This window comes from Nocardia sp. NPDC005825 (assembly GCF_040630175.1).
GTDB lineage: Bacteria > Actinomycetota > Actinomycetes > Mycobacteriales > Mycobacteriaceae > Nocardia.
On the sequence record NZ_JBEXXC010000010.1, the window covers coordinates 247,360 to 268,888 of the forward strand.

At 63.6% G+C, this 21,529-nt stretch carries 16 protein-coding genes; 5 read left to right on the forward strand and 11 right to left on the reverse strand.

Going from position 1 to position 21,529, the window contains the following annotated elements; genetic code table 11:
* Positions 1-28 precede the first annotated feature (28 nt).
* Entirely contained in the window at positions 29-4,939 is a 4,911-nt protein-coding gene (locus ABZ382_RS26325) for a tetratricopeptide repeat protein (protein ID WP_357093897.1), read from the forward strand.
* Positions 4,936-5,313, forward strand: a complete 378-nt coding sequence (locus ABZ382_RS26330; RefSeq protein ID WP_357093900.1) for a hypothetical protein — start codon at positions 4,936-4,938, stop codon at positions 5,311-5,313. The genes ABZ382_RS26325 and ABZ382_RS26330 overlap by 4 nt, the downstream gene beginning before the upstream one ends.
* A gap of 272 nt (positions 5,314-5,585) precedes the next feature.
* On the opposite strand, the gene ABZ382_RS26335 is transcribed toward ABZ382_RS26330, so the two are convergent.
* Together ABZ382_RS26335 and ABZ382_RS26340 are read right to left on the reverse strand one after the other, a co-directional pair.
* On the reverse strand, positions 5,586-8,114 hold the full coding sequence (locus ABZ382_RS26335) for an ATP-binding protein (RefSeq protein WP_357093903.1): 2,529 nt from the start codon (positions 8,112-8,114) through the stop codon (positions 5,586-5,588).
* A 200-nt stretch (positions 8,115-8,314) separates the two neighbouring features.
* Positions 8,315-8,854 carry an SLATT domain-containing protein gene (locus tag ABZ382_RS26340; RefSeq protein ID WP_357093906.1) on the reverse strand — a complete coding sequence of 180 codons (540 nt, stop codon included), beginning with the start codon at positions 8,852-8,854 and terminating at the stop codon, positions 8,315-8,317.
* Between the two features lie 201 nt (positions 8,855-9,055).
* Between ABZ382_RS26340 and ABZ382_RS26345 the strand changes: the two genes are divergently transcribed.
* Positions 9,056-9,376 (forward strand): hypothetical protein, encoded by a 321-nt coding sequence (locus tag ABZ382_RS26345; RefSeq protein WP_357093909.1) that lies wholly within the window; start codon positions 9,056-9,058, stop codon positions 9,374-9,376.
* Between the two features lie 202 nt (positions 9,377-9,578).
* Here the strand turns inward: ABZ382_RS26345 and ABZ382_RS26350 are convergent, their stop codons facing one another.
* The 7 genes from ABZ382_RS26350 to ABZ382_RS26380 all read right to left on the reverse strand — a co-directional run bounded on the left by ABZ382_RS26350 (position 9,579) and on the right by ABZ382_RS26380 (position 16,701).
* The gene (locus ABZ382_RS26350; protein ID WP_357093912.1) at positions 9,579-9,824 is read right to left on the reverse strand and encodes a hypothetical protein; all 246 of its coding nucleotides are present in this window, start codon (positions 9,822-9,824) and stop codon (positions 9,579-9,581) included.
* Between the two features lie 124 nt (positions 9,825-9,948).
* Positions 9,949-11,250, reverse strand: coding sequence for a cytochrome P450 (locus ABZ382_RS26355; protein ID WP_357093915.1), 1,302 nt, complete (start codon positions 11,248-11,250; stop codon positions 9,949-9,951).
* A complete protein-coding gene (locus ABZ382_RS26360) occupies positions 11,243-12,367 on the reverse strand; it encodes a hypothetical protein (RefSeq protein WP_357093918.1) in 1,125 nt (374 codons plus the stop codon). The genes ABZ382_RS26355 and ABZ382_RS26360 overlap by 8 nt, the downstream gene beginning before the upstream one ends.
* A 31-nt stretch (positions 12,368-12,398) precedes the next feature.
* Positions 12,399-13,184, reverse strand: coding sequence for an acetoacetate decarboxylase family protein (locus ABZ382_RS26365; RefSeq protein ID WP_357093921.1), 786 nt, complete (start codon positions 13,182-13,184; stop codon positions 12,399-12,401).
* Positions 13,185-13,186: 2 nt separating this feature from the next.
* A complete protein-coding gene (locus ABZ382_RS26370) occupies positions 13,187-13,987 on the reverse strand; it encodes an SDR family oxidoreductase (protein WP_357093923.1) in 801 nt (266 codons plus the stop codon).
* 16 nt (positions 13,988-14,003) lie between these two features.
* Positions 14,004-15,248, reverse strand: a complete 1,245-nt coding sequence (locus tag ABZ382_RS26375; protein WP_357093925.1) for an NADH:flavin oxidoreductase/NADH oxidase family protein — start codon at positions 15,246-15,248, stop codon at positions 14,004-14,006.
* A 37-nt stretch (positions 15,249-15,285) separates the two neighbouring features.
* Positions 15,286-16,701, reverse strand: coding sequence for an NAD(P)-binding domain-containing protein (locus ABZ382_RS26380; RefSeq protein WP_357093928.1), 1,416 nt, complete (start codon positions 16,699-16,701; stop codon positions 15,286-15,288).
* 145 nt (positions 16,702-16,846) lie between these two features.
* Here ABZ382_RS26380 and ABZ382_RS26385 point away from each other — a divergent pair, with 145 nt between their 5' ends.
* A complete protein-coding gene (locus ABZ382_RS26385; protein ID WP_357093931.1) occupies positions 16,847-17,449 on the forward strand; it encodes a TetR/AcrR family transcriptional regulator in 603 nt (200 codons plus the stop codon).
* A gap of 150 nt (positions 17,450-17,599) precedes the next feature.
* Here ABZ382_RS26385 and ABZ382_RS26390 read toward each other — a convergent pair whose 3' ends face one another.
* The gene (locus ABZ382_RS26390) at positions 17,600-18,772 is read right to left on the reverse strand and encodes a serine hydrolase domain-containing protein (protein WP_357093934.1); all 1,173 of its coding nucleotides are present in this window, start codon (positions 18,770-18,772) and stop codon (positions 17,600-17,602) included.
* 322 nt (positions 18,773-19,094) lie between these two features.
* On the opposite strand from ABZ382_RS26390, the gene ABZ382_RS26395 reads away from it, so the two are divergent.
* Entirely contained in the window at positions 19,095-19,811 is a 717-nt protein-coding gene (locus ABZ382_RS26395; protein WP_357093936.1) for an LppP/LprE family lipoprotein, read from the forward strand.
* A 473-nt stretch (positions 19,812-20,284) separates the two neighbouring features.
* Here the strand turns inward: ABZ382_RS26395 and ABZ382_RS26400 are convergent, their stop codons facing one another.
* A complete protein-coding gene (locus ABZ382_RS26400) occupies positions 20,285-20,773 on the reverse strand; it encodes a hypothetical protein (protein ID WP_357093939.1) in 489 nt (162 codons plus the stop codon).
* Between the last annotated feature and the right edge of the window lie 756 nt (positions 20,774-21,529).

Consider the following 21,529-nt stretch of genomic DNA (forward strand, 5'->3'; position numbering starts at 1 on the left):
CTGTGTGGGGCGGCAGATGGGGGTAGCAGTGATCGGCCTGGCTGTCGATGACGGTGGCTTCGATGTCGTGGTAGAGGATGCGCGAATCGGGTCTCGCCGCGTCCTAGAGCCAGGCGATGTCGAGTTCCTCAGGCAAGCAACCGTCCGATATGGACGGATGGTGCATTCACGCTCCGACCAGGGCGAACTGGCCGCTTTGGGGCGGGAGTTGTTCGATTGGCTCGACGGGGGTCAACGTCAACTAAGCGTGCTGCTGGAGCGGGCGCCGTCGCCGTTGGTGTTCGAGATCCAGAGTCCGCGGTCACCGTCGGAGTCGGTGTGGGCGTTGTTGCGCGCGCCGTGGGAGTTGCTGGCACGGTCGCGCACGGGCTTTCTGGCGGCGGATGAGTTGGTCCGTTTCAGTGTGGTCCGTCGGCTCGGACCCGTGGAGTCTGCTCGTGCGTTGGATGATTTTCGGTTGGGGTTGGCGTTCATGGCCTCAGCGCCGGCCGGCCAGCACGAACTGGATTACGAAGCCGAGGAAGCAGCGATCCTGGAGGCCGTCGGCGACGGCCGGGTGGATCTGACGGTGGAAGACACCGGCGATCCCGTTCAGTTGGGGACCCGTTTGGCGGAGTCCGGGGAGATGACGGCCGTGCATGTGTCGTGTCATGGGCTCAACAATTGGCGTGCCGAGGGTTCGAGTCTTGGTGTGCCGGTATTGTTGTTGGAGAACGAGTTTGGTGGGCCGCGACCGACGACAGCGGCCGAGTTGGTGCGGTTGCTGCCGGCGATGCCGCGGTTGGTGTTCGTGTCGGCGTGTTTGACCGCGACCAGCGCGGACGCTCCCGTCCCGATCGGGTCGGGCACCGGGCGCAAAGCCGGTCCTGATGGCGAGGGCAACGGCGAGTTGGTCGTGCACTCCCTGGCGACGGCATTGGTCACGGCGGGGGTGGGTGCGGTGATCGGATGGGATGGCTCGGTACAAGATCGGTCGGCGACGCTGTTCGCCGAAGCGCTGTATCGCAACCTGGCCAACGGTGTGGATCTTGCGGTGGCGGTGGGGGATGCCCGTCGGACATTGCTGCGCGCGAATGATGTCGTGGTGGGCGCCGATTGGCATCTGGCCCGTGTCTGGTTGGCCCCTGCCGGTGGTGGTCAGCTGGTAAGAGGACGTCGTAAACGGTCACTGGTGACGGCCACCCGCGGTACGAAGATCTTCCTGGATCGCAAGCAGCAGGTGCCAGTGGCGTCGCCGCAGATGTTCGTGGGCCGCCGGCTCGAGTTGCAGGCGGCGCTGCGGGCGTTGCGGGAAGGTCGGCGAGCGGGTGTGTTGCTGCATGGGCAAGGCAGGTTGGGGAAGTCGAGTTTGGCAGCGCGGATCGCGGACCGGTTCCCCGGCTATGCGGTCGCGGTGGTGTTCGGTCGGTATGATGCAGTGTCGATTGTGGATGCCGTGGGAGTGGCGGTCCGCGCCAACCGCGATGCCCGGGAGCTGATCGAACGGGAATTGCCGCGGATACGACAACAGCCAGAGGCGATCGAGGCGGTGCTGGTCGATTTGCTGTCGGGTCCGTGTGCGCAGAGCGGAGCCGGGCAGCAGCCGTTGTTGTTGATCATCGACGACCTCGAGCAGATCCTGGAAGACAACCCAGCCGGCCCACATCGTATGGCTGCAGCATATGCACCAACGTTGGCTGCTGTGCTGCGGGCATTCGAGCCTTCTGAGACCGACAGTCGCCTGCTGATCACCAGCCGCTTCACCTTCACTCTCGACGGGCTGGAATCCCGACTGGAACCGGTGCAGCTGCGATCGATGTCGCTAGTCGCCCAGCACAAACTCCAGCGTCGCCAGCAAGGACTGGCCTCGGAACAATGCCGTAAGGAACGCGCCGAACTGGCCGAACGCGCGATTACCGTCAGCCGTGGAAATCCCGGCTTGCAGGATCTCATCGGTCAGCGCGTGGTCTACAACGAACACGTCCCCAATGCACGCGCCGAAACTACCGTCATAGAGATGGAAGCGTATCTGCACCAAGGTGATCTGCCGGCAGACGCCGAGGTACGAAGCTTCCTGGAAAACCTCGCCCTCGACGCCCTGCTGGGCGAGGCCGGAACCGCCAGCGTGGCCTTACTGCGCGCCGCCACGCTGTTCGACCTGCCCGTCCCCGCACCGGTTCTCGACAACCTCGCCGGCCAGCTCGGTGGATCCCCGACACGGCTGCGCGGTTTGGGCTTGCTCGAACCGCACCGTGACCGCTATGACCCAAACCGTCCTGCCATGGCAGTGAATCCACTGATCCGGGGACGACTTCAACCACTGACCGCCCACGAACACACCACGCTCGCCACAGCCACAATCGACGGATTGTTCAGCGCTTGGGGCGGTGAAAAACCACCGCTGCCGCGGGAGACCGAGCTGGACCTGCAACTGACACGGCTGGCCTTGGCAGGTGATCGGCCAACCGTGGTCGCCGCCTGTGCAACGCCCGCCATGGCACAGTTACGTGCCGGTCCGGCCGAGGACGCGGCAACGCTGGGGAAGGACGCAATCGCTCTGCTGGACCGCCACCACCAGCCCGCACCGCTGCCACTGCTCCGACTCACCGCGGAGGCCGCCTTGACCAGCGGCGCTGCGGACACCGGCGAAGCACTGCTGGACCGCGCACTACACACCGCCGCCGACGTCGGCGACAACCTCGAGCCCGCCCGTGTCATGGCAACTCGCGCTGACCGCCACCTTCTCACTGGTGAGCGTGATCAGGCCGAACAGCTGCTGGAGCAAGCACATCGGTTGTTCACCGCCGCAGGCGCAGAAGGAGAAGCCACGGTAGTCACCGGGCACCTGGCCGAGGTGGCCGAGCAGCGTGGTGAGTACGCAGAGGCCGAACGGATCCGTCGTCAGGTCGTCTTGCCAGTGTTCGAGCGTCTCGGCGACGTTCGCTCGGAGGCGGCCACCTGGGGGCAGTTAGCGGATCTGGCCGAGGGGCGGGGTGAGTACGGGGAGGCCGAACGGATCCGTCGTCAGGTCGTCTTGCCAGTGTTCGAGCGTCTCGGCGATGTTCGCTCGGTGGCGGTCGCCTGGGGGCAGTTGGCTGATCTGGCCGAACTGCGTGGTGAGTACGAAGAGGCCGAACGGATCCGCCGCGAGGACGTGTTGCCTGTTCTTGAGCGTCTCGGTGATGTGCGGGAGGCCGCGGTTATCTGGGGGCAGTTGGCTGATCTGGCCGAACTGCGTGGTGAGTACGAAGAGGCCGAACGGATCCGCCGTCAGGTCGTCTTGCCAGTGTTCGAGCGTCTCGGCGACGTTCGCTCGGAGGCGGCCACCTGGGGCAACTTGGCTGACCTGGCCGAACGGCGTGGTGAGTACGAAGAGGCCGAACGGATCCATCGCGAGGACGTGTTGCCAGTGTTCGAGCGTCTCGGCGACGTTCGCTCGGAGGCGGTCACCTGGGGCAACTTGGCTGACCTGGCCGAACGGCGTGGTGAGTACGAAGAGGCCGAACGGATCCGTCGCGAGATCGAATTGCCGGTCTACGAGCGTCTCGGCGACGTTCGCTCGGAGGCGCTCACCTGGGGGCAGTTAGCTGATCTGGCCGAACTGCGTGGTGAGTACGAAGAGGCCGAACAGATCCGTCGTCAGGTCGTCTTGCCAGTGTTCGAGCGTCTCGGCGACGTTCGCTCGGAGGCGGTCACCTGGGGCAAGTTAGCTGACCTGGCCGAACGGCGTGGTGAGTACGAAGAGGCCGAACAGATCCGTCGTCAGGTCGTCTTGCCGGTCTACGAGCGTCTCGGTGACGTTCGCTCGGAGGCGGTCACCTGGGGGAAGTTAGCGGATCTGGCCGAACGGCGGGGTGAGTACGCAGAGGCCGAACAGATCCATCGCGAGGTCGTCTTGCCGGTCTACGAGCGTCTCGGTGACGTTCGCTCGGAGGCGCTCGCCTGGGGGCAGCTGGCTGATCTGGCCGAACGGCGTGGTGAGTACGAAGAGGCCGAACGGATCCGTCGCGAGATCGAATTGCCGGTCTACGAGCGTCTCGGCGACGTTCGCTCGGAGGCGCTCACCTGGGGCAACTTGGCAGATCTGGCCGAACAGCGGGGCGAATACGACGAAGCCGAACGGATCCATCGCGAGGACGCCCTGCCGGTCTACGAGCGTCTCGGCGACATACGCTCGGAGGCGCTCACCTGGGGGAAATTGGCGGATCTGGCCGAACGGCGGGGTGAGTACGCAGAGGCCGAACGGATCCACCGCGAGATCGTCTTGCCGGTCTTCGAACGTCTCGGTGATGTACGGGAGGCCGCGGTCACATGGGTGAGACTGGCAGATCTGGCCGAACAGCGGGGCGAATACGACGAAGCCGAACGGATCCATCGCGAGGACGCCCTGCCGGTCTACGAGCGTCTCGGCGACATACGCTCGGAGGCGCTCACCTGGAGGAGATTGGCGGATCTGGCCGAACGGCGGGGTGAGTACGCAGAGGCCGAACGGATCCATCGCGAGATCGTCTTGCCGGTCTTCGAACGTCTCGGTGATGTTCGTTCCGTCGCGGTCGTCTGGGGGAGGCTGGCTGATTTCGCTCAGCGGCGCGGGGACTATGACGAGGCCGCCCACCTCCAGAATCAGCGGCTCGACGAGAACACAAAGTTGGGTGATCTCGATGGCATAGCCGCCGCCCGATGGGATCTCGCCCAGACCGACCTGGCACGACAGGATCGCAAGTCCGCTCTGCCGAATATTGTCGAGGCGTTTCAGATACTCCGACAGATCCAGAGAGCCGACGGAATCGCCGTCGTCGGCATAACTCTCGGCGCACTACTCCTGGCCGACGATCAGCATGATCTCGCGCGGGAGGTACTCACCGAAAGCCTGTCGGCCGCCCGCAAGATCGGCGCAGACGAGCTCATCACCGCAGCACAACAATTACTCGATCAAGCAGGTGGAAGCGAGAACCAATGAAGATCCAAATCGCGGGCAGCACAGACAACCTCACCCACGCCAAAGGCAAGCTCGCTGATCTACTGCGCGAATGGGACCAAGAACTGACCGAGATGCCGGAAACCGGCGTAGATGGATCCAAGGGCGAGGACGGCCGCAAGACCATCGATCCGTACGCCATCACCACACTGGTGCTCTCGATCCCCTCGACCGCCTTGGCCGTACTCGATATCGCCGACCGGATCAGCAAACGCCGCCGCGCACAACAACTCCTCCAACAAGCTCAAGAACTCACGCAGCAAGGCGTCACCATCACCCTGCTCACCCAAAACGACACACCAGACGTCGCCACCCTGACCCCTGACCAACTACTCGACCGAAACACCGACACATAACAAACCGGGCAGGCTCGCAACTTCCGACTCGAGCCGCACCGCTCAAGCCTGCCCCCTGGCACACAGACCAGGGGGCAGGGGCATCAGCTCGTGCGGATCGAAATCAGCTGGGATGAAAAGCATTCGAACGAGTACGGCATGCCGCAAGTCGGTGGAACAGGCCACCGGACCGTGGGATGACGCAGTCGGCGATGCATGGTTCAGCGCGTCGTCACCACAGCCGAGAACATCTATCGCCCAAGGCAAGTCGTAGGCTCAACCGAACCAGTTCTCTAGACCCGCCGCAACCTCAACGCCCCAATCGGTGCAAAGCCGCCGCCAACCACTGCGGCCAGCACCCGATTATCTACTGAGCCATCCATCTGACAACGCTCAGATTTAACCAAGACATCCCGGAGCGACATTTCCCACGACTCGGCCACCACCCGCACCACTTCACCTAGAAGGCTATTACGCTCCCACAACCACCAACGTAATTCCGGAGAGTCATTCACATCCAGGGTAGCACCTAAATCCCACGGCCTACTTGGAAGAGTATAAAGGTTGTCACTCATATGATTGTCAGATACGACAATCTGCCCATCAGAAGGAATGAAGAATCGCCCACCATACCTTACACACGTATACTCCTCCTCTCCGAGGAATATATTCTCTAGCATATGATCGAGGATGATTACCTCGTCTCGACTAGCGCAATACTCTGCAAGCTCCGACGGACACAGGTGACCTTCATTTCCATACGCCAATGGCAGATCTTCCGATCTAATACCGAAATAGACGCCGATCGATTGAATAATGCCGCGATGATAATCCGATACTCCACTTATATCAACCTTGGACTTACAACCACGAAACCAAGTTTGCATATCATCCAACGTCAATTCAAGACGTACACGATCCCTACTAGCCCGAGCGGGAGAACCATCAATAATTCCCCAGAGATACAGGCCAGCGTCATTAGCAAGTAGGCCGCCGGCATATTCAGCACCAACTTCCCAGTTCAAACTGCTTTGCAGCCCCAGGGGGGTATGACCGAACCCTATACGCCCAACACAGTCACCCTTCGAATTTAGCAGCGGGTACAGACCCGAACCGAACAATGAGCCAGCTCGCTCAAATACTTCAGGTTCCTCCAAGAACTCCAGTCCAGGATTCAAGGCATCAAACAGCTGCACTCCAGACATTGAACGCCACTCATTGCGCACAACGGCGGGCAGCATCTCGGATCCACCCAAATTGGTCACCCATATGTCCTCATCTGCCATTAGTGCCAGTTTACGAATAAAACGGACCCCAATCTCTGAAGTCGATGTCTCCATGCCGGATATCCGAACCAGATCGGACCCATCACCGAAGCGTAGCTTCAGGCGTATCTCAACCTTCGTACCAGGGTCTATCAAACGCTCATTGGTACGGGCTTCACGAAGCACCGGCCTGCTCAGAGGGCCACCCTTAAATTCAAGCACAACCGTGTCATCCCATGATCCTCGGATCGACCGCGTTGTGACTATAACATCGTCGGCGATCATGAAAACTGAGAAGAATCCGATTCCAAATCTTCCAGTGGGAGAAAATCCATGCGCCAGCACTCCCGGCATGAGGTGCGCAATTTCTTGTCCGCGCCACCCAGAGGTCCCAAAATTGCAAAGGTAATTGACGATTTCAGTCTCGGTCATGCCGACGCCATAGTCTCGCACTGAAACATAGTCCCATTGATCAGTTGAGCCGAACACGACTTCGATCGGCTGCATCCTTGATTGCCCGAGTCCATGTCGGCGCGCTCTGGTTGCGTCAAGTGCATTGGCCAGTATCTCCCGGACAGGAACAACTAGCGGACCATCGTCATGGCCATAGAGCTCGAATCCACCGAGCGTTGAGATAATGCGGCTGGGATCAGAGATATGCGGACTGGCATCGACAGGCCTCCAACCTGCAGTTGAAACGAATCTCGAGAATCGCTCGGGTGAATCAACCCCCGCCACTGAATATACCGAAAATCTCGGCTTTCCTAAATCACCACAGAGCGCATCGACGCTCCTTAGTTCACCGTCGATCGCCTTTGCGGTCTCATATGCGAGCCACCAAGCATCAGAGTCTTCCGATCCTAGCGCAGAGGCGCTGGTATAGACTAAGCGCCGACCCTCGATGTGCGGGTGAAGCATTCTTTCTTGAAATTTCCAATGATCCCGAGAAGCCCCCTGAGGATTTCGATGAGGCGTGTGTAGCGGATCGGCACGCCTGGAATCTATATGAGCGGCGTCAGCTAGCCTCATCAAGCACGCCAATTTCAGCGGATCAATTGTCCACCCGACAGGATACCCAGCCGGCGCCCCTAGAGTATTTCTAAATATGTCTGGAAGGGAATTGACGTCCAACCAGTGACTACGAGCAATTTTTCCGATCAACTCCGAATATCTGAATCTCAGATCCGTGTCAGCAATTAGGTAGAATTTCTGGCCATTCGACAGGGACCACTCTTGCGCAAGAATTGTATCGGCCCGCTCGGCGTGATTCCACCTCAGGAACGACGTCAGAGCAGACTTAACCCGAGAGTCTGTCAAACCGTCCCAATTCGGATTCTTCTCGATGTCCCGACGAAATCCATCCTGCAACTCCGCGTAGTCGTCAGGATAGAGCCGCGCAAGGAGATCGAGCCACTCAACCAAGCCGGCGATACCTTTTAGACCGTCATCGTAGGCTTGGATTCCCATACCCAAATCATGGATTAGAAAGGCGCCCCCCAGCACGAAGGCTTCAGCCGGGTTTATCGGAAATTCAGCACCGGTCAGCATCGACGCCATATCCCATAAACTATCGCAATGCTGAATACTATGATCTGTATATCCCGGCACCGAGAGTGGTATATCGGATGCCAACGGCTCGACATGCCCTCGGAACTGCTCGTAAGCAGCACGCAGTTTCGACCGAGATGCCTCCTCCGCATCGTCCGATCGATGCGCAAGGGTAGCTCGCCAAAGCATCGATTCCTGATAATTCACTTCTAAACCCCCTCGTCGTCGTGCTTTTGTTCGCGCTTCGCTCGGTCATAGAACCGGTCTGTCACAGAGGGGCAATCTTCCAGCAGGGAAGAGAACTTCTCAATTAGAATCCGGAGCTGCTGTAGCGCCTCATCTGGATCAGGCACCACTAAGCGAATATGGAGGGATAACACGTCAAATTCGCGTTTTGTTGAATTGAATGCAGCCGCAGCAATACCGTGCTGCTTTTGCTTGTCGGCCGAACCCAAAAATGTCTGGAGGGCCGCCAATACCGTCGCCAGCATTGAAACGAGGCCCGCAACGAGAACAACACGATCACCCGCATCCTGCCCTCGCGTCGACAGGATGCTCGCGCCAACTACCGCAGATAGAACAACAAGAGGAATTCCAATTGCATTATGCAACGAGCCCGCCCGGTTCGCCGCGAGCTGCTGCGCGCGCGCCATTCGATGAGCTCTAAGGCGATATCTATCGAGAAGATCAAGGACATCCACTAGCGACGCGGGTGCGGCGTCACGCTCACCAGCCGACATACCATCCATTTGGTTCCTTTACCCAAGCAGCAACTCCAAGCCAGGACTCATGAGCCCGATCGCATCCTAATGGTCGGTGCTGGATATGCCACCACTACTATCTACCAGCTATGAAGCTTTAGATCCGAGCCTTCAGTAGCATTAGGACCATACGGTCTTTTTGGGTACGGTAGAACAGTCATGTAGAAGACAAGTGCGCAGGCAGCGGCAGTGGAAACCTCGGTCACAGAGGTCGTGAAGGAGACGGGTGCCGGGAACGTTTGGGTCTACCGTTTCGAGGTCGGCGAAGGTGATTGGCTTGTGTTGGGTTTGTCGTGCGAGCCGACGATCATGAGTCGCGTTTGGCTCTGGGAGCCCAAATTCGAACAGGCCCTGAGCGGTTGCGTCGCGGGCATCGCGCCGGCGGCCGAAATAGTCCTGCATGTGTACGACATCGATGAGGAACGCGCCCACCCAGGCACGGCCACGGCCATGCGGAGGAAACTCATCTCGGCACTGCCGAAGGGCGACGCCCGCCGTTTCTTCAAGTAGGCGCGGATCGTTGCCCGCGACCAGACTGCCCGACACACCCTCATGCCGCATTGAGCGCGGTGAGAAGGGTCGCGGCGGGGCGCGGAAGGTTCACGTACCGAGATCATCTCGGCCCGCAAAGGGACCTATCGAAGGTGAGAGCCACTGCGGCGCACACAGATCCGCAACGGTTGACAAGCAGTGACGCTAGTGGTCTCGCTCGTTACCAGCCCATGTCCTTGGCTACATCCGCCTGGGCGGCCGCGATTTCCTCCTCGCTGCACTCCATGACGTTGTAGTCGCAGGCCCACTTGAACCGGGAGCACAGGTCCGCGAGCGCTTGTTTCTGCGCCGGATGCGTGATCGGCACCGTGTTCAAGTCCGTGGACGTCAGCCAGTCGAACAAGACGATTGCGTCTGCGCGCCACAGCCGGATGTTGACCGTCGGAATGTCGTCGTCGCCTGCCATAGCGATCATCGTGGCCTGACCAATTCTCGTCGGCAAGGCGACGCGTTACGGCAACGCACTCACTTGCCGAGTTGCGCGCAATCGGGTAGCGCCTTTGTCGGCCCGTGCCGGATGTCAGTTCGGTTCAGTGGGTCTGGGCGGGAGCGATTGTGCTGTACGTGAGTCGCAGGGCGGCTGGGCCCCGGAGGGTGACATGGTCACGGTAGGGCGGTTGTCCGATGGCGAGGCGTGGGTTGCGGACTCGGCGGGCGAAGCGGGTCAGTGCGATGGCGGCTTCGCGGCGGGCGAGGGGTGCGCCGAGGCAGAAGTGCTGGCCGAGTCCGAAGGCGAGGTGGCGGTCGCCGCGGGCGGGGTCGAAACGGGCGGGGTCGTCGAAGGTGGCGGGGTCGCGGTTGGCGGCAGCGAGGAGCAGGACGACGAGATCTCCTGCCGCGATATCGATCTCGGGGAGTGAAATGGGTTCGCGGGCGATGCGCGGGACCAGTTGGACCGGTGGGTCGTAGCGCAAGGTTTCCTCGATGATCGCGTCGGCGAAGGCCGGGGCCGCGCGCAGGATGGCCAGGTGGTGGTGGTGTCCGTTGCGCAGTAGTGCGAGTGCGGTGTTGGTGATGAGGTTGACGGTGGTTTCGTGTCCGGCGATGAGCAGCAGGGCGCATGTGGTGATGAGTTCGTCGTGGGTGAGGGCGTCGCCGGATTCCTCGGCGGCGATCAGCTCGGACAGCAGATCGTCACCCGGCCGGGTGCGGCGGTGCCGCACGAGGTCTTCGAAGTAGTCGTAGAGCGCGTTGTCGGCGTGGATCAGCGCGGTCGGGCTGGGTCGGTCGGTGGCGGTCGTCGAGACCGGGTCGAGGCTGCGGGCGAGCAGGGTCGACCATTCCCGTAGCTGGGGTTCGTCGGCCAGCGGGACGCCGAGGAGTTCGCAGATGACGGTGATGGGCAGCGGGTAGGCGAGATCGGCGACGAGGTCGAATTCGCCGCGTTCGGCAGCGCGGTCGAGGGCGGAGTCGGCGATGGCGGTGATGCGTGGTTCCAGATCTCGCACCGTGGCGGGGGTGAAGGCTTTGGCCACCAGCCGCCGCAACCGGGTGTGATCGGGTGCGTCGCGGAACAGCATCGAGGGCGTGCCGCGCAGCTCGCCCGCCAGGATTCCGGCGATATCGTGGGTGGGCGTGGGCCCCAAGGGGATCGACGCGTGATGGCGTTCGACGCTCGCGGCGCGGTGGCGCAGCACCGTGGCGCAGTCACGGTAGGAGGACAGCACCACGACGGGCGTGCTGCCCAAGCGCAGTGGGCCGTGTTGACGGATGCGGTCGTAGAGCGGATACGGGTCGGCGCGTTGAGCGGGGTCCAGGATCTGGGCGAAGAGTCCCGGACCGGGTGCCGGTGGGGTCGTCGCGGTCATGGGGTCGCCGCAGGTCTCAGTCATGTCGGATGGTCCGGTGGGTGAAGGTGGGAGTGGTGCCTGGGTTGAGCAGTGCGCCGGTCAGCTCGCTGGAGGGGAAGAATTGCAGGAAGTGTGAATCCTTCTGGGAGACATCGGCGATAGTCTTCTCGATGATCAGCGAGTTGTACTGCTCATAGGTGGTTTCGATGGTGTTGGCATTGAGTACCACCTCGTGCCCCCAGGATCGGGTGGCCCCGGCCAGACCGGGAATCTTCGAGTGCTCGGGGGTGAGGCATTCGGTGGCGATGGCGTTCTCGCTGATCGCCCAGATGCCGGTGTCGGTGTTGAGCACCAGCGACTGATTGCCCATGGCATGGCCCGGCGTGGAGATCAGTGCGACACCGGGGCCGAGAAGCACACTGCCGTCGAGCGGCAGGATCTTCTCCGGCGGCACGTCGACGAACGTGGCGGGCTGATACCACGGCCGCTGGAATGGATGCAGATCCGCCATCGCCTCGAGCTCGTCGCGCTGGGCGAGTAGCTTGGCATTCGGAAATGCGGATGTCACAGGCTGTTTCGGGCTGATGTCGGGTTGTGGGCGGGTGGTGCCGAGCCAGCGGCGCACGTCCTGGGTATGCAGGTGGTCGAAGGCGAGGTAGTCGACGTCGGCCGGGTCGATGCCGGCGGTGCGGCAGGCGGCCAGGACATCGGTGTGCTCGTGGACGAAGAGCTGTCGCAGTGGCCCCGGGGCGTACTTCTTGGTGTCCTCGAAATATGGGGTGTAGGAGTCGAGTTCGTGGTCGCTGGGCTCGAACAACAGCGTGCGTTTGGTGCCGTCGCTGTCGGTCCAGCGCACGATGAGCATGCGATTGGTGATGGTGACGAACGGTGTCGGGCTGATCGCGGCCCGGAACAGCCCGTAGCGGGTCGGGTAGGGCAGCGAGATCAGGTCATGGGTCCGGACCGAATCCGGTGTGCCGGTGGCGGCGAACTCGCGTTTGAAATCCAGTGCGGCGGTGCGGCATGCGCGCAGCCGGGCCCCGTAGCCGCCGGGTGCGGCCAGCGCCGTGTCGAAGGTGTCGATACGGGGGAACGGCGCGGTGACGGCTGGTCGCGGAATGGCGACCGGCTCGGTGATGATGCGATCAGCGATGCTCACAGGAGCCTCCTCGGGCAAACAGACAGGGCGGTCACAGGATCCGGGGACGCAGATGAGTAGCGGCGAACAGCGGGCTCAGCGGCCGCAGCGGAATCGGTGGCAGGTTGGTGCTGAACAGGTCGACCCGGTGCAGTCGGGCCTCGACGACGCGCCCGAGACCCATCTGATCCAGCGGATCGCGTTCGGATCCGCTGATCTCGAGGGTGAAGTCCTCGACGCGACGGACTTCGATGTTCTTCTCGGCTGGGGTGAATCCGACCAGCCAGGACGGGAAGGCCACACCTATCAGCCCCATGACGTTGCGGTGTGGGCGGCCCAGGAACGGGGGTGCGTCCTGGATGATCTCGCCGAGCCGTCCGCTCATGGTGAGCAGTTTGTGGCCGCGGCGGCCGGCCTCGGCGCGGATCTCGGTATCGGTTTTCGACCAGGTGATCTCGCCGAGCTTCTTCGGGTAGCCGGCTCCTTCGCGGCCCAGGATCAGTGCGACGTCGTCGTCGAGGATCATCCAGGGGCAGTGGATTCCGGTGCCCTGCAGGGTTTTGACGTGCACGAAGATCGCGGCTTCGTGGTAGCCGGTGTCGCCGAAGTTGTAGTCGGGGAACCAGGCGGTGAACACGTCGGCGCGGGCCGGTTCGGCCAGCCGCAGGCCGGCCGGTAGCCACTGCCGCATGGCGTCGGGGTCGGCGATTTCGACTGTCGCGGAATAGTAGTGGGCGTCGCGGTACAAGCTGCCCCGCGGATTCGCGATGGTCAGCAGACGGTCGAGATCGGCTCGCAGGGAGCGGCCGAGGGTGCGGACGGCGGGTTCCCAGTTCATGGTCACTTGACCTTTCGGTAGACGGCGCGCAGGACGGGCCCGATCACCGCGCGCGGGGTGTACTGGCCGCTGATGGTCTGCACCTTGGCGAAGGCGCCGGGCACCACGCGGCGGCGGCCCGCGTTCAGACCCGAGATCGCTTCGGCCGCAGCTTGCTCAGCGCTCACCCACAAAGGTCCGGGAACCAGGCGATCCAGGTTCGGGACCTCGGCGACTTCGGCATATTCGGTGCGCACGGGTCCCGGTGCGAGCAGTGTGCAGGTGACACCGGTGCCCGCGAGCTCGCTGTGCAGTGATTCGGCGAGGGTGTTGGCGAAGGCTTTGGTGGCTGCGTAGGTGGCGTTGCCGGGGCCGGGCTGATTGCCCGCCGTGGACCCGGTGACCAGGATCGCGCCCGCCCCGTGCTCCAGCATGCCCGGCAGTACAGCGAGGGTGAGGTCGTGCACGGCAACGGTATTCAGTTCCACCTGCTGACGTTCGCGGGTCGGATTCGCCTGCGCCAGTTCGCCGTAGGTGGCGAATCCGGCGTTGTTGCACAGCACGCCGATGTGGCGGGCGGCGAGCTCCGCGCACAGTGTGCCGCGCGCGCTGCGGTCGGACAGGTCTACGGCGCGGATCTCGACCTCGATGCCGTAGGCGGCTTCGAGCCGGTCGGCCAGCTCCTCGAGCCGGTCTTCGCGGCGCGCGACCAGGATCAGCGAATAGCCGCGCCGGGCGAGCTCCTCGGCGAGCGCGACGCCGATACCCGAGGACGCTCCGGTGACGACCGCCCGCGTAGTCGGGGTTGGGGTGGGCAGACTCATGAAGACTCCTGGACGATCAGAATTGAGTGAGGGCACGGGCGGTGACGGTGGTGCCCGCCGCGAGCAGGGTTCGGGTGGCTCCCGGTCCGCTCACCTGTTTCTCGCCCGCCGCGATGCTGCGGAAATTGGCTGCGTGCCACGCGAGTTGGAGGTAGGAGTTGATCGGCGTCGCGCCTGGGATCGGCACCCGGGGCGCGGCGGGCAGCACCTGCGGTTCGACGCTGCCGGTCAGCAGATCGGCCGCGATGTCGGGCCGGACGGCGAACGGACGACCCAGCCCGATCACATCGACTGCGCCCTGTGCCAGCATGTCGTTCATGAAGTCGAGGGTGCGGATGCCGCCGGTGAGCATGAGCGGGACCGTCGAGCGGGCGCGCAGCGCTTGCGCGTAACGCAGGAAATACGCTTCGCGTTCGCGGGTGCTGTCCTGCACGACACCGGTCATCGCGGGGGCCTCGTAGTTGCCGCCGGAGATCTCCAGCAGATCGATCCCGGCCTGTTCCAAAGCCCCTGCGACATCGAGTGATTCGGCTTCCTCCAGCCCCCCGCGTTGGAAGTCGGCCGAGTTCAGCTTCACCGACAGCACCGCGTCCGGACCGATGGCCGCGCGGACGTCGGTGACGACCTCGAGCAGCAGTCGCCGCCGGTTCTCCGGGCTGCCGCCGTAGTGATCGACGCGCCGGTTGGCGATCGGAGACAGGAATTGCGAGAGCAGATAGCCGTGCGCAGCGTGCACCTGGACCCCGGAAAAGCCCGCTGTCACAGCTAGTTCCGCGGTACGCGCGAATCGCCGGCGCACCTCGGCGATGTCGTCGACCGATAGCTCGCGGGGCTTGCGCAGGTTGAAGCCGAGGGCCTGCGGCCGCAGCGCCGACGGGCCGACCGGGCGGCGGTGCAGCGGACCCACCGCGACACGTCCGGGATGGTTGATCTGCATGACCATTACCGCGCCCTCTCGCGCGCCCGCGCGCGCCCAGTTGCCGACGGCTTCCAGGTGCCGGTCGTCTTCGAGGGTCACATTGCGGGGCTCGACATACGCTCGGCGGTCGATCATGACGTTGCCGGTGATCAGCAGACCCGCACCGCCGCGCCCCCAAGCGCTGTACAGGCGGGTCAGGGTCTGGCTGGGCGCGCCGTCGAGCTGACCGAGCTGTTCGCTCATGGCGGCCTTGGCGATCCGATTGGGCAGCGTCACCCCGCACGGCAGGGCCAGGGGGCTGCCGATGGCGACGATGCGGGAGGTGCGGTTCTTGGGTGGCATGGACGGGCCTCCTTGGTATTACGGAAGGAATTCGGGGTCAGGCGCTCTGTCGGGCCAGGGCGAGGATCGGGCGCAATACCCGCCCGGGCAGTCCAGTCGCATCGCTCGACGGCGTCCGCGTGGAGTTGGTATCCGACTGCGGCAGGCCATCGTTCGAGTCGATATCGGCAGGGAACACGGCAGGCAGAAGAGCGCGCAACGCGGTCAGTCGAGTCGCGGTGCGTACGATCCAGCGCCCGCGCAGCGCCTCCCAGCGCAGTTCCGGCCCGCCGGCCAGGATCTCGGCTGTCGGCTTGGCGATATAGCGGTAGAGGTCGCCGGCCGGTGTACGCAGATGCGGTTGCAGCAGTGCTACTTCGGCCAGCAATCGCGCGCTGTTCATCAGCAGCATGCCCGCACCCGACCGTGGCGCGACCAGCCCGGCGAAATACAGGTTCGCCAACCCCGGCGCGAAGGTGTGCGCGATCAGCCGCGGCTGGCCGTGCTCCCACTCGAGTAGCCCGTCCCGCAGGAACGGGAAGGTGGTGCGGAACCCGGTCGCCCAGACGATGGTGTCGTAGTCGCCGCTGGTGCCGTCGGTGAAATGCACTGTGCGACCGTCGAATCGGGCGATCTCCGTGCGGACGGCGATGCGGCCGTGCTTGAGGAAGTACGGCAGCTGCTGATTGACCACCAGATCCTGGTCGAAGATGCGATGCTGGGGCTTCTCCAGCCCGAAACTGCCGAAGCTCCCCATCCCGAGTGCCACGATCGACCGGAACACTGCTTCTTGCACCGGCTTCGGTACCGGCACCGAGCCCACATCGAATCGCCCGCTCGGGATGCCGAACACGTACTTGGGGATGAACCAGTAGCTGCGGCGCAATGAGATATCCGCGTTCCCGAACGTCACCGCGGCTTCCACGGCGAGGTCGCAGCCGGAGTTGCCCGCGCCCACCACGAGCACGCGCGGGCCGTCGAGGTCGGCGGGTCGCTTGTAGTTCTTGGAATGAATCTGCTTGCCGGTGAACTCACCCGGATAGGCGGGAATGTTGACATCCCAGTAGTGCCCGTTGGCGACCACGACGCCGGCGTACTCGCGCACCTGCCCGTCTGCGAGCTCGACCCGCCACCCCCTCAGACCGGAAGCATCCAGCGGGGCGACGTCCGTCGTCAGCGTGCCGAGTTCGATGCGACTGTCGAGCCCGAACTCCGAGGCGAAGGCCCGCAGATAGTCACGCATCTGCGCCGCACTCGGGAAGTCGGGGTAGTCGGCGGGCATCGGGTAGTCCGGGTACTCGGTGACGCCCTTGGAACTGATCAGGTACGTCGAGTCGTACACCCCGTGCGACCAGTTTCCGCCGATAGCGTCGGTCGCCTCGAGATGGTCGTAGTCCAACCCCAGATCCGTGTACGCCTTCGCCACCGCCAACCCGGTGTATCCCGCCCCGATGATGCAGTACCGACGCGCCATTGCGACCTCCACAGAATTACTACAGTGAGTGTAGATACAGTGAGTGTAGTATTTGCGCGGATGCTCGCCGCTGTCAAGCGCAGCCGGAATCCTGGGAGGATGAACGACCGTGGCCGAACAGAAAAGACGGCCCTACGCACCGCGTATGGCACCCGAGGAGCGGCGCGAGCAAATCCTCGACGCCGTGCTGCGCGTCATCGTCGAGCACGGCATACACAAGGTGTCCATCGACACCGTGGCCCGCGAGGCCGGCATCAGCCGCCCCGTCATCTACGGCCTCTTCGAGGACTCCAACGCGCTACTGCGAGCCTCACTGGATCGCGAGGAAACCGCCGCACTGGCCCAGATGGCGGCGGTGGTGCCCCTGGCGACAACCGGAGATCCGGCGCACGCCATGACCGACAGCCTCGAAACCTTCCTCACCGCTGTGCAATCCGCACCCGACCGGTGGCGTGCGGTCTTCCTGATTGCCGACGCCAGCACTCCCACCTTCCGGGGTCGCCTCGAACGCGGCCGTCAAGCCTTCATTGCCGCCCTGGCGGCATTCGTGCGCGCTGCCGCCCCACCCGACCGCATCGCTACCATCGACGTCGAACTCACCGCCCGCACCATGTACGCGCTGTTCTGGGAAGCCGGGCGCCTCGTCCTCGCCGAACCCGAAACCTTCCCGCCGCAACGGATTCGCGACTACGCCGCAACCCTCATCCCCGCCCTACCCGCATTCCACAACACGGCCGCGGAGAACTGACAGGTAAACCGAGGCTCTCGCGACGACCTCCCCAACGCAATATTCTGCCGCATCGAGCGCGGTGAGAAACGGTCACGGCGGGGTGGGGAAAGTTCACGGACCGAGATCATCTCGGCCCGCAAAAGGGGCGGTGCCTGGGTGTTGATCGGATCATGCGAGTGAGCAGATGATGGTGGTCAGTGTGGTGGAGAACTGGTCGTTGGTCTGTTCCGTGTTGACGCTGATGGTTGCGGCGGTTCCCTCGGGCGTGGCGATGGTCAGGGTGCTGAAGCCGGGAATGCCGCCGGAGTGGCCCCAGACTTCCTTGTGCTGTTGACCGCAAGGCACTTGGAATCGGATCAGGCCCAGGCCGTAGTTCATCTCGGCGCCGGGTGCCATGGGAATGGTGGTTTCCATTTGCGCGAGTTGTCTTGTGGGAAGTAGTTTTCCGGTTGTCAGTGCGGTGATGAACCGGTTCAGGTCGGCGCCGGTGGAGACTATCGCGCCGGCGGCGCCTGCCCATGCGGCTTCCATCGTGGTGGTGTCGATCCACCTGCCATCGACCTTGTGATAGCCGAGTGGGTGTGGATCGCGCAGGCCGGTCTCGCCTGCCACGGGGAAATAGGTGTCGTGCAGGGCCAGCGGTTTCAGGATGCGCGCGTCGATCTCGGCTGCGAGCCGTTGACCGGTCAGGCGTTCGATCATCATGCCCAGCAGCACGTAGTTGGTATTGGTGTACTGAAATTGCGCTCCGGGCTCGAACTGCGGTGGCATGGTCATCGCAATCCGTATCAGGTCGGCGGGGGCCAAGTCGCGGTAGGCCATGCCGTCGGAGGTCTGATCGAGTTGCTGAGGCAGTTTGTGGGCGACGTCCTCGGGGGCGAAGTCCGCAAGGCCACTGGTGTGCTGAAGCAGTTGGCGCACCGTGATCCGGTTGCCGTCATTGCCGCCACCTTGCACGACGCCGGGCAGGTACCGTTCGATCGGGGTGTCGAGGGTGACCACGCCCGCCTCGGCGAGTTGCATCACCACGGTGGCGACGAAAGTCTTCGTGACACTGCCGATTCGGAAATGTGCACCGTCGGCGTAGGGTGCGCCGGTGCCGAGGTCGCCGCTACCCGCGGTGACGATGCGCTGACCATACGGCCCACTGATGACCGCCTGCGCGCCGGGCAGACCGGAACGGACGAGATCGCCGAGCGCCTCGGAGACCTGCGCCGACGGCTCGGCGATGGTGTTCGGTTCCGCCGTGTGACCGCCGCAGCCGACCGTGGCCAGCAGTGTCACGGCGAGCAAAGTTGCGGGTACCGCCACCGCGGAACGCCGGATTGCCTTTTCACGCATGTGTTTCTCCACGGCCACACGACCAAGATCGTTCGGATATGACCGATACGACGCTAGAGAACAGGCCCACCCACGCCTATCCGGTAAAGCCCGGAATCAACCCCGAATTCGCCCGGTCCCACCCCTTGTGCGGACATCCGCTCGCCGGGGAGCCGTCGCCACGGTGCGTTCGAGGGGCTGGTCGAATTGCTCTCGCGCCCCGAATTTTTGGGGCATCCCGCCGGCAAGCGCTCCGATAACGCAGCCCCGATCTGGTCCGATGACCAGTTTGTCCTTCCATTCGGATGGAAGTCGGGGATGACGTGTCGATGCGAGGAGAAATATGAAGGCCAGATCTGTGCTGTTCGCCGTGTTCGCCACCACCCTGGTGGCGGCCGCGAGCGGATGCTCCGGCAACTCGTCGACCCCGGCGGCGACAGTGACCACGACAGTGGCCGCATCCCAGGCGACGACCGTAGCGGCGCAAGGCAACCAGCCGGCTCCGCCGCCCGTCGAGGCCCCGGGCAGCCAGGGTGGCAATCCAGCCGCGGGCGAGGCCAATTCGCCGCAGTCCGCACCTGCCACCGGTGCCGCGACCGACACACCGCAGTCCACGATCGTTCCGGTGACCACCAATTCGGCACCCAACGGCAGCGGCCACGGAATGTGCTTCGACCCCAATTCCGGGCTCGCCAATTCGGCGATCATGAGTCTCGCCCCGGCCGGGAACGGCACATGGGGCAATCCGTATGCGAGCGAAGACCCGATCTCGGCGGGCTGCGATGGCGTACTGACATGGATGACGGTGGAATCGGGCAATATTCACCCGTACACCCATGTGCTGTTCTTCACCAACGGCACCTACCTGGGTACCGCGACGTCCAAGCCCTACGGCTACACCGAGGTCATCGGAAAGACCGCGAATACTGTCTCGGTGCAGTACAAGTGGGCGAAATCCGATGACGCCCTGTGCTGCCCGACCGGCGGCCCCAGCGTGGTGACCTTCACCCTCTCGGGTGGCAAGGTGGTGGCGAAGGGGCAGTTCCCGCCGAGCAATTGAGTGTCATCGGCGGGGTGAGAGCGGGCGCGGTGTCAGAACGTGGCGCGGTCGAACGGGATCGGAAGCTTTCCAAGCCCCGGGCCCGACAGCTTGACTGAATCGAACCGCTGGCGCCGCGCCGCTGGACCTGCAGCCCGCTGCCGAAGGACCCGTCGCTGCCGAAGGACGCATCTCGCCTGTAGTGGCCGAAACCGGATCGTTCGAACGCGCCCTCGGCGGTGATGTGGGGTTCTCGGTGAGCCGGGGCTCGAGCGACATGTACTGGAACGTAGTCGAATTGGTGGTCTGCGACCTGCTTCGAGCTGGGCCGTTCATCTGCGCCCCCGGTGGCGGCCGCTGAAGTGCATCGGGCACCGCAACGAGTACTCGATAGCCGAACTGGACTCTGCGTCGGAGGACAGCCGGTCCAGATGGCGCATCGAAATATGCTGTTCGGCCGTGATATTCGCTGTCCGAAGGCCGGGACCGCCGGCCTAGTTCACGCCGAACGTCACGGTGTGTCCGCCGGTGCTGCCGGTTTGAAAGCCGTTCAGGATTGTTTGGATCGGGTTCGGGATGAAGGAGGAACTTCCAGTGGTGCCGCTGGACCTGACGTCGGTGGACTGCTGGCTGGTCGTGCCATCCGCATTCTTCTGCGAGGCGACGATGTGCTGGTCGCCGGGCGCCAGGTTGAGTTGGACGTTGACGACGTAATTGACGCCGTTGGCGCCGTTGGTCGGCTTCAGCGCGAATGGGCTGCCCCCCAGCGTCACGCCGTTGACCACAATCGTCACCGGGGTCGAGGTCGTCGCTCCCACGGAAATGTATGCCTCCTGGATCCCGCCGCCGGCGGTGCGGCTGGACAGTTGGACGGAGACGATGTCGGCTGATGCTGGGGCTGCTCCGGTAATGAGCGCGGCTGCGGAAGCGGCTGCGACGGCGATGGCGCTGAGCCCCGTGACGGGCAGCGTCTTGACGTTCATGAAAGGGGTCCGGACCGCCCGGTTCTGAGTGTTCACGGGCCTGAAGCTATGTGAAATAGGCTCGTTCTAAACGAGATTGAGCGCCCCCTGTTTCTTTGGCAGCGCTTCCCGGGGGAGGCATCACGGCGACCCGGACCGAGGTGTTGTCGAGGCGATCAATGGGAGGAAGCGCCTCCATTCCAGGAGACTGTGGCGCGGGGTGGGGGGTTTGCGGACACTCTTGCTGCGGGCCGGGAGCTGACCCTCACCTCGAAGCCTGTACGCCGCTGACCTGGGCGTCGGATCGACCGTGGCCTGTCGTTGACCTTGAACGCCTACCATTGATCAGGTCGGCCTCCGCTTTCGCGGTGGCGCGGACCTTCGGCAACGTCGCCTGGGCCTTCGTGGCATTCCTCGGGCGCGGTCGACCTCGGCGTAATTACCGCCGCTGCGAGTTGAGAATCCAGCCCGCCTCGGTGAGACCGGACGTCGGGCAGCGATTCGAAGGTGCGCCATGACAGCAACACCACCCGAGCAACACGACGACAGATTCGCCCGCCGACCGGGTAAGCGGCGTACGACGCCGCCCACCATCACGCGAGATACCGATGAGGATGTGCCATTGCGCTGGCCGGAATCGAGCCGGCTCGAACGCTGGTGGGACGCCGTAATGCGACACGCCGACGAACCACACACCCACACCTGACCACGCACGATCAGTCCGTCCTCGGCAAACGCGTAGCCGCCGCGCGGACCGGACTGGCCGGCGCGCCACCG

Coding starts and splice junctions, on each gene's coding strand:
- ABZ382_RS26400 (WP_357093939.1), bottom strand. CDS start 20,773: ATGAACGTCAAGACGCTGCCCGTCACGGGGCTCAGCGCCATCGCCGTC.
- ABZ382_RS26385 (WP_357093931.1), top strand. CDS start 16,847: ATGGCACCCGAGGAGCGGCGCGAGCAAATCCTCGACGCCGTGCTGCGC.
- ABZ382_RS26395 (WP_357093936.1), top strand. CDS start 19,095: ATGAAGGCCAGATCTGTGCTGTTCGCCGTGTTCGCCACCACCCTGGTG.
- ABZ382_RS26365 (WP_357093921.1), bottom strand. CDS start 13,184: ATGAACTGGGAACCCGCCGTCCGCACCCTCGGCCGCTCCCTGCGAGCC.
- ABZ382_RS26375 (WP_357093925.1), bottom strand. CDS start 15,248: ATGCCACCCAAGAACCGCACCTCCCGCATCGTCGCCATCGGCAGCCCC.
- ABZ382_RS26335 (WP_357093903.1), bottom strand. CDS start 8,114: ATGGCGTCGATGCTGACCGGTGCTGAATTTCCGATAAACCCGGCTGAA.
- ABZ382_RS26355 (WP_357093915.1), bottom strand. CDS start 11,250: ATGACTGAGACCTGCGGCGACCCCATGACCGCGACGACCCCACCGGCA.
- ABZ382_RS26350 (WP_357093912.1), bottom strand. CDS start 9,824: ATGGCAGGCGACGACGACATTCCGACGGTCAACATCCGGCTGTGGCGC.
- ABZ382_RS26380 (WP_357093928.1), bottom strand. CDS start 16,701: ATGGCGCGTCGGTACTGCATCATCGGGGCGGGATACACCGGGTTGGCG.
- ABZ382_RS26340 (WP_357093906.1), bottom strand. CDS start 8,854: ATGGATGGTATGTCGGCTGGTGAGCGTGACGCCGCACCCGCGTCGCTA.
- ABZ382_RS26370 (WP_357093923.1), bottom strand. CDS start 13,987: ATGAGTCTGCCCACCCCAACCCCGACTACGCGGGCGGTCGTCACCGGA.
- ABZ382_RS26390 (WP_357093934.1), bottom strand. CDS start 18,772: ATGCGTGAAAAGGCAATCCGGCGTTCCGCGGTGGCGGTACCCGCAACT.
- ABZ382_RS26330 (WP_357093900.1), top strand. CDS start 4,936: ATGAAGATCCAAATCGCGGGCAGCACAGACAACCTCACCCACGCCAAA.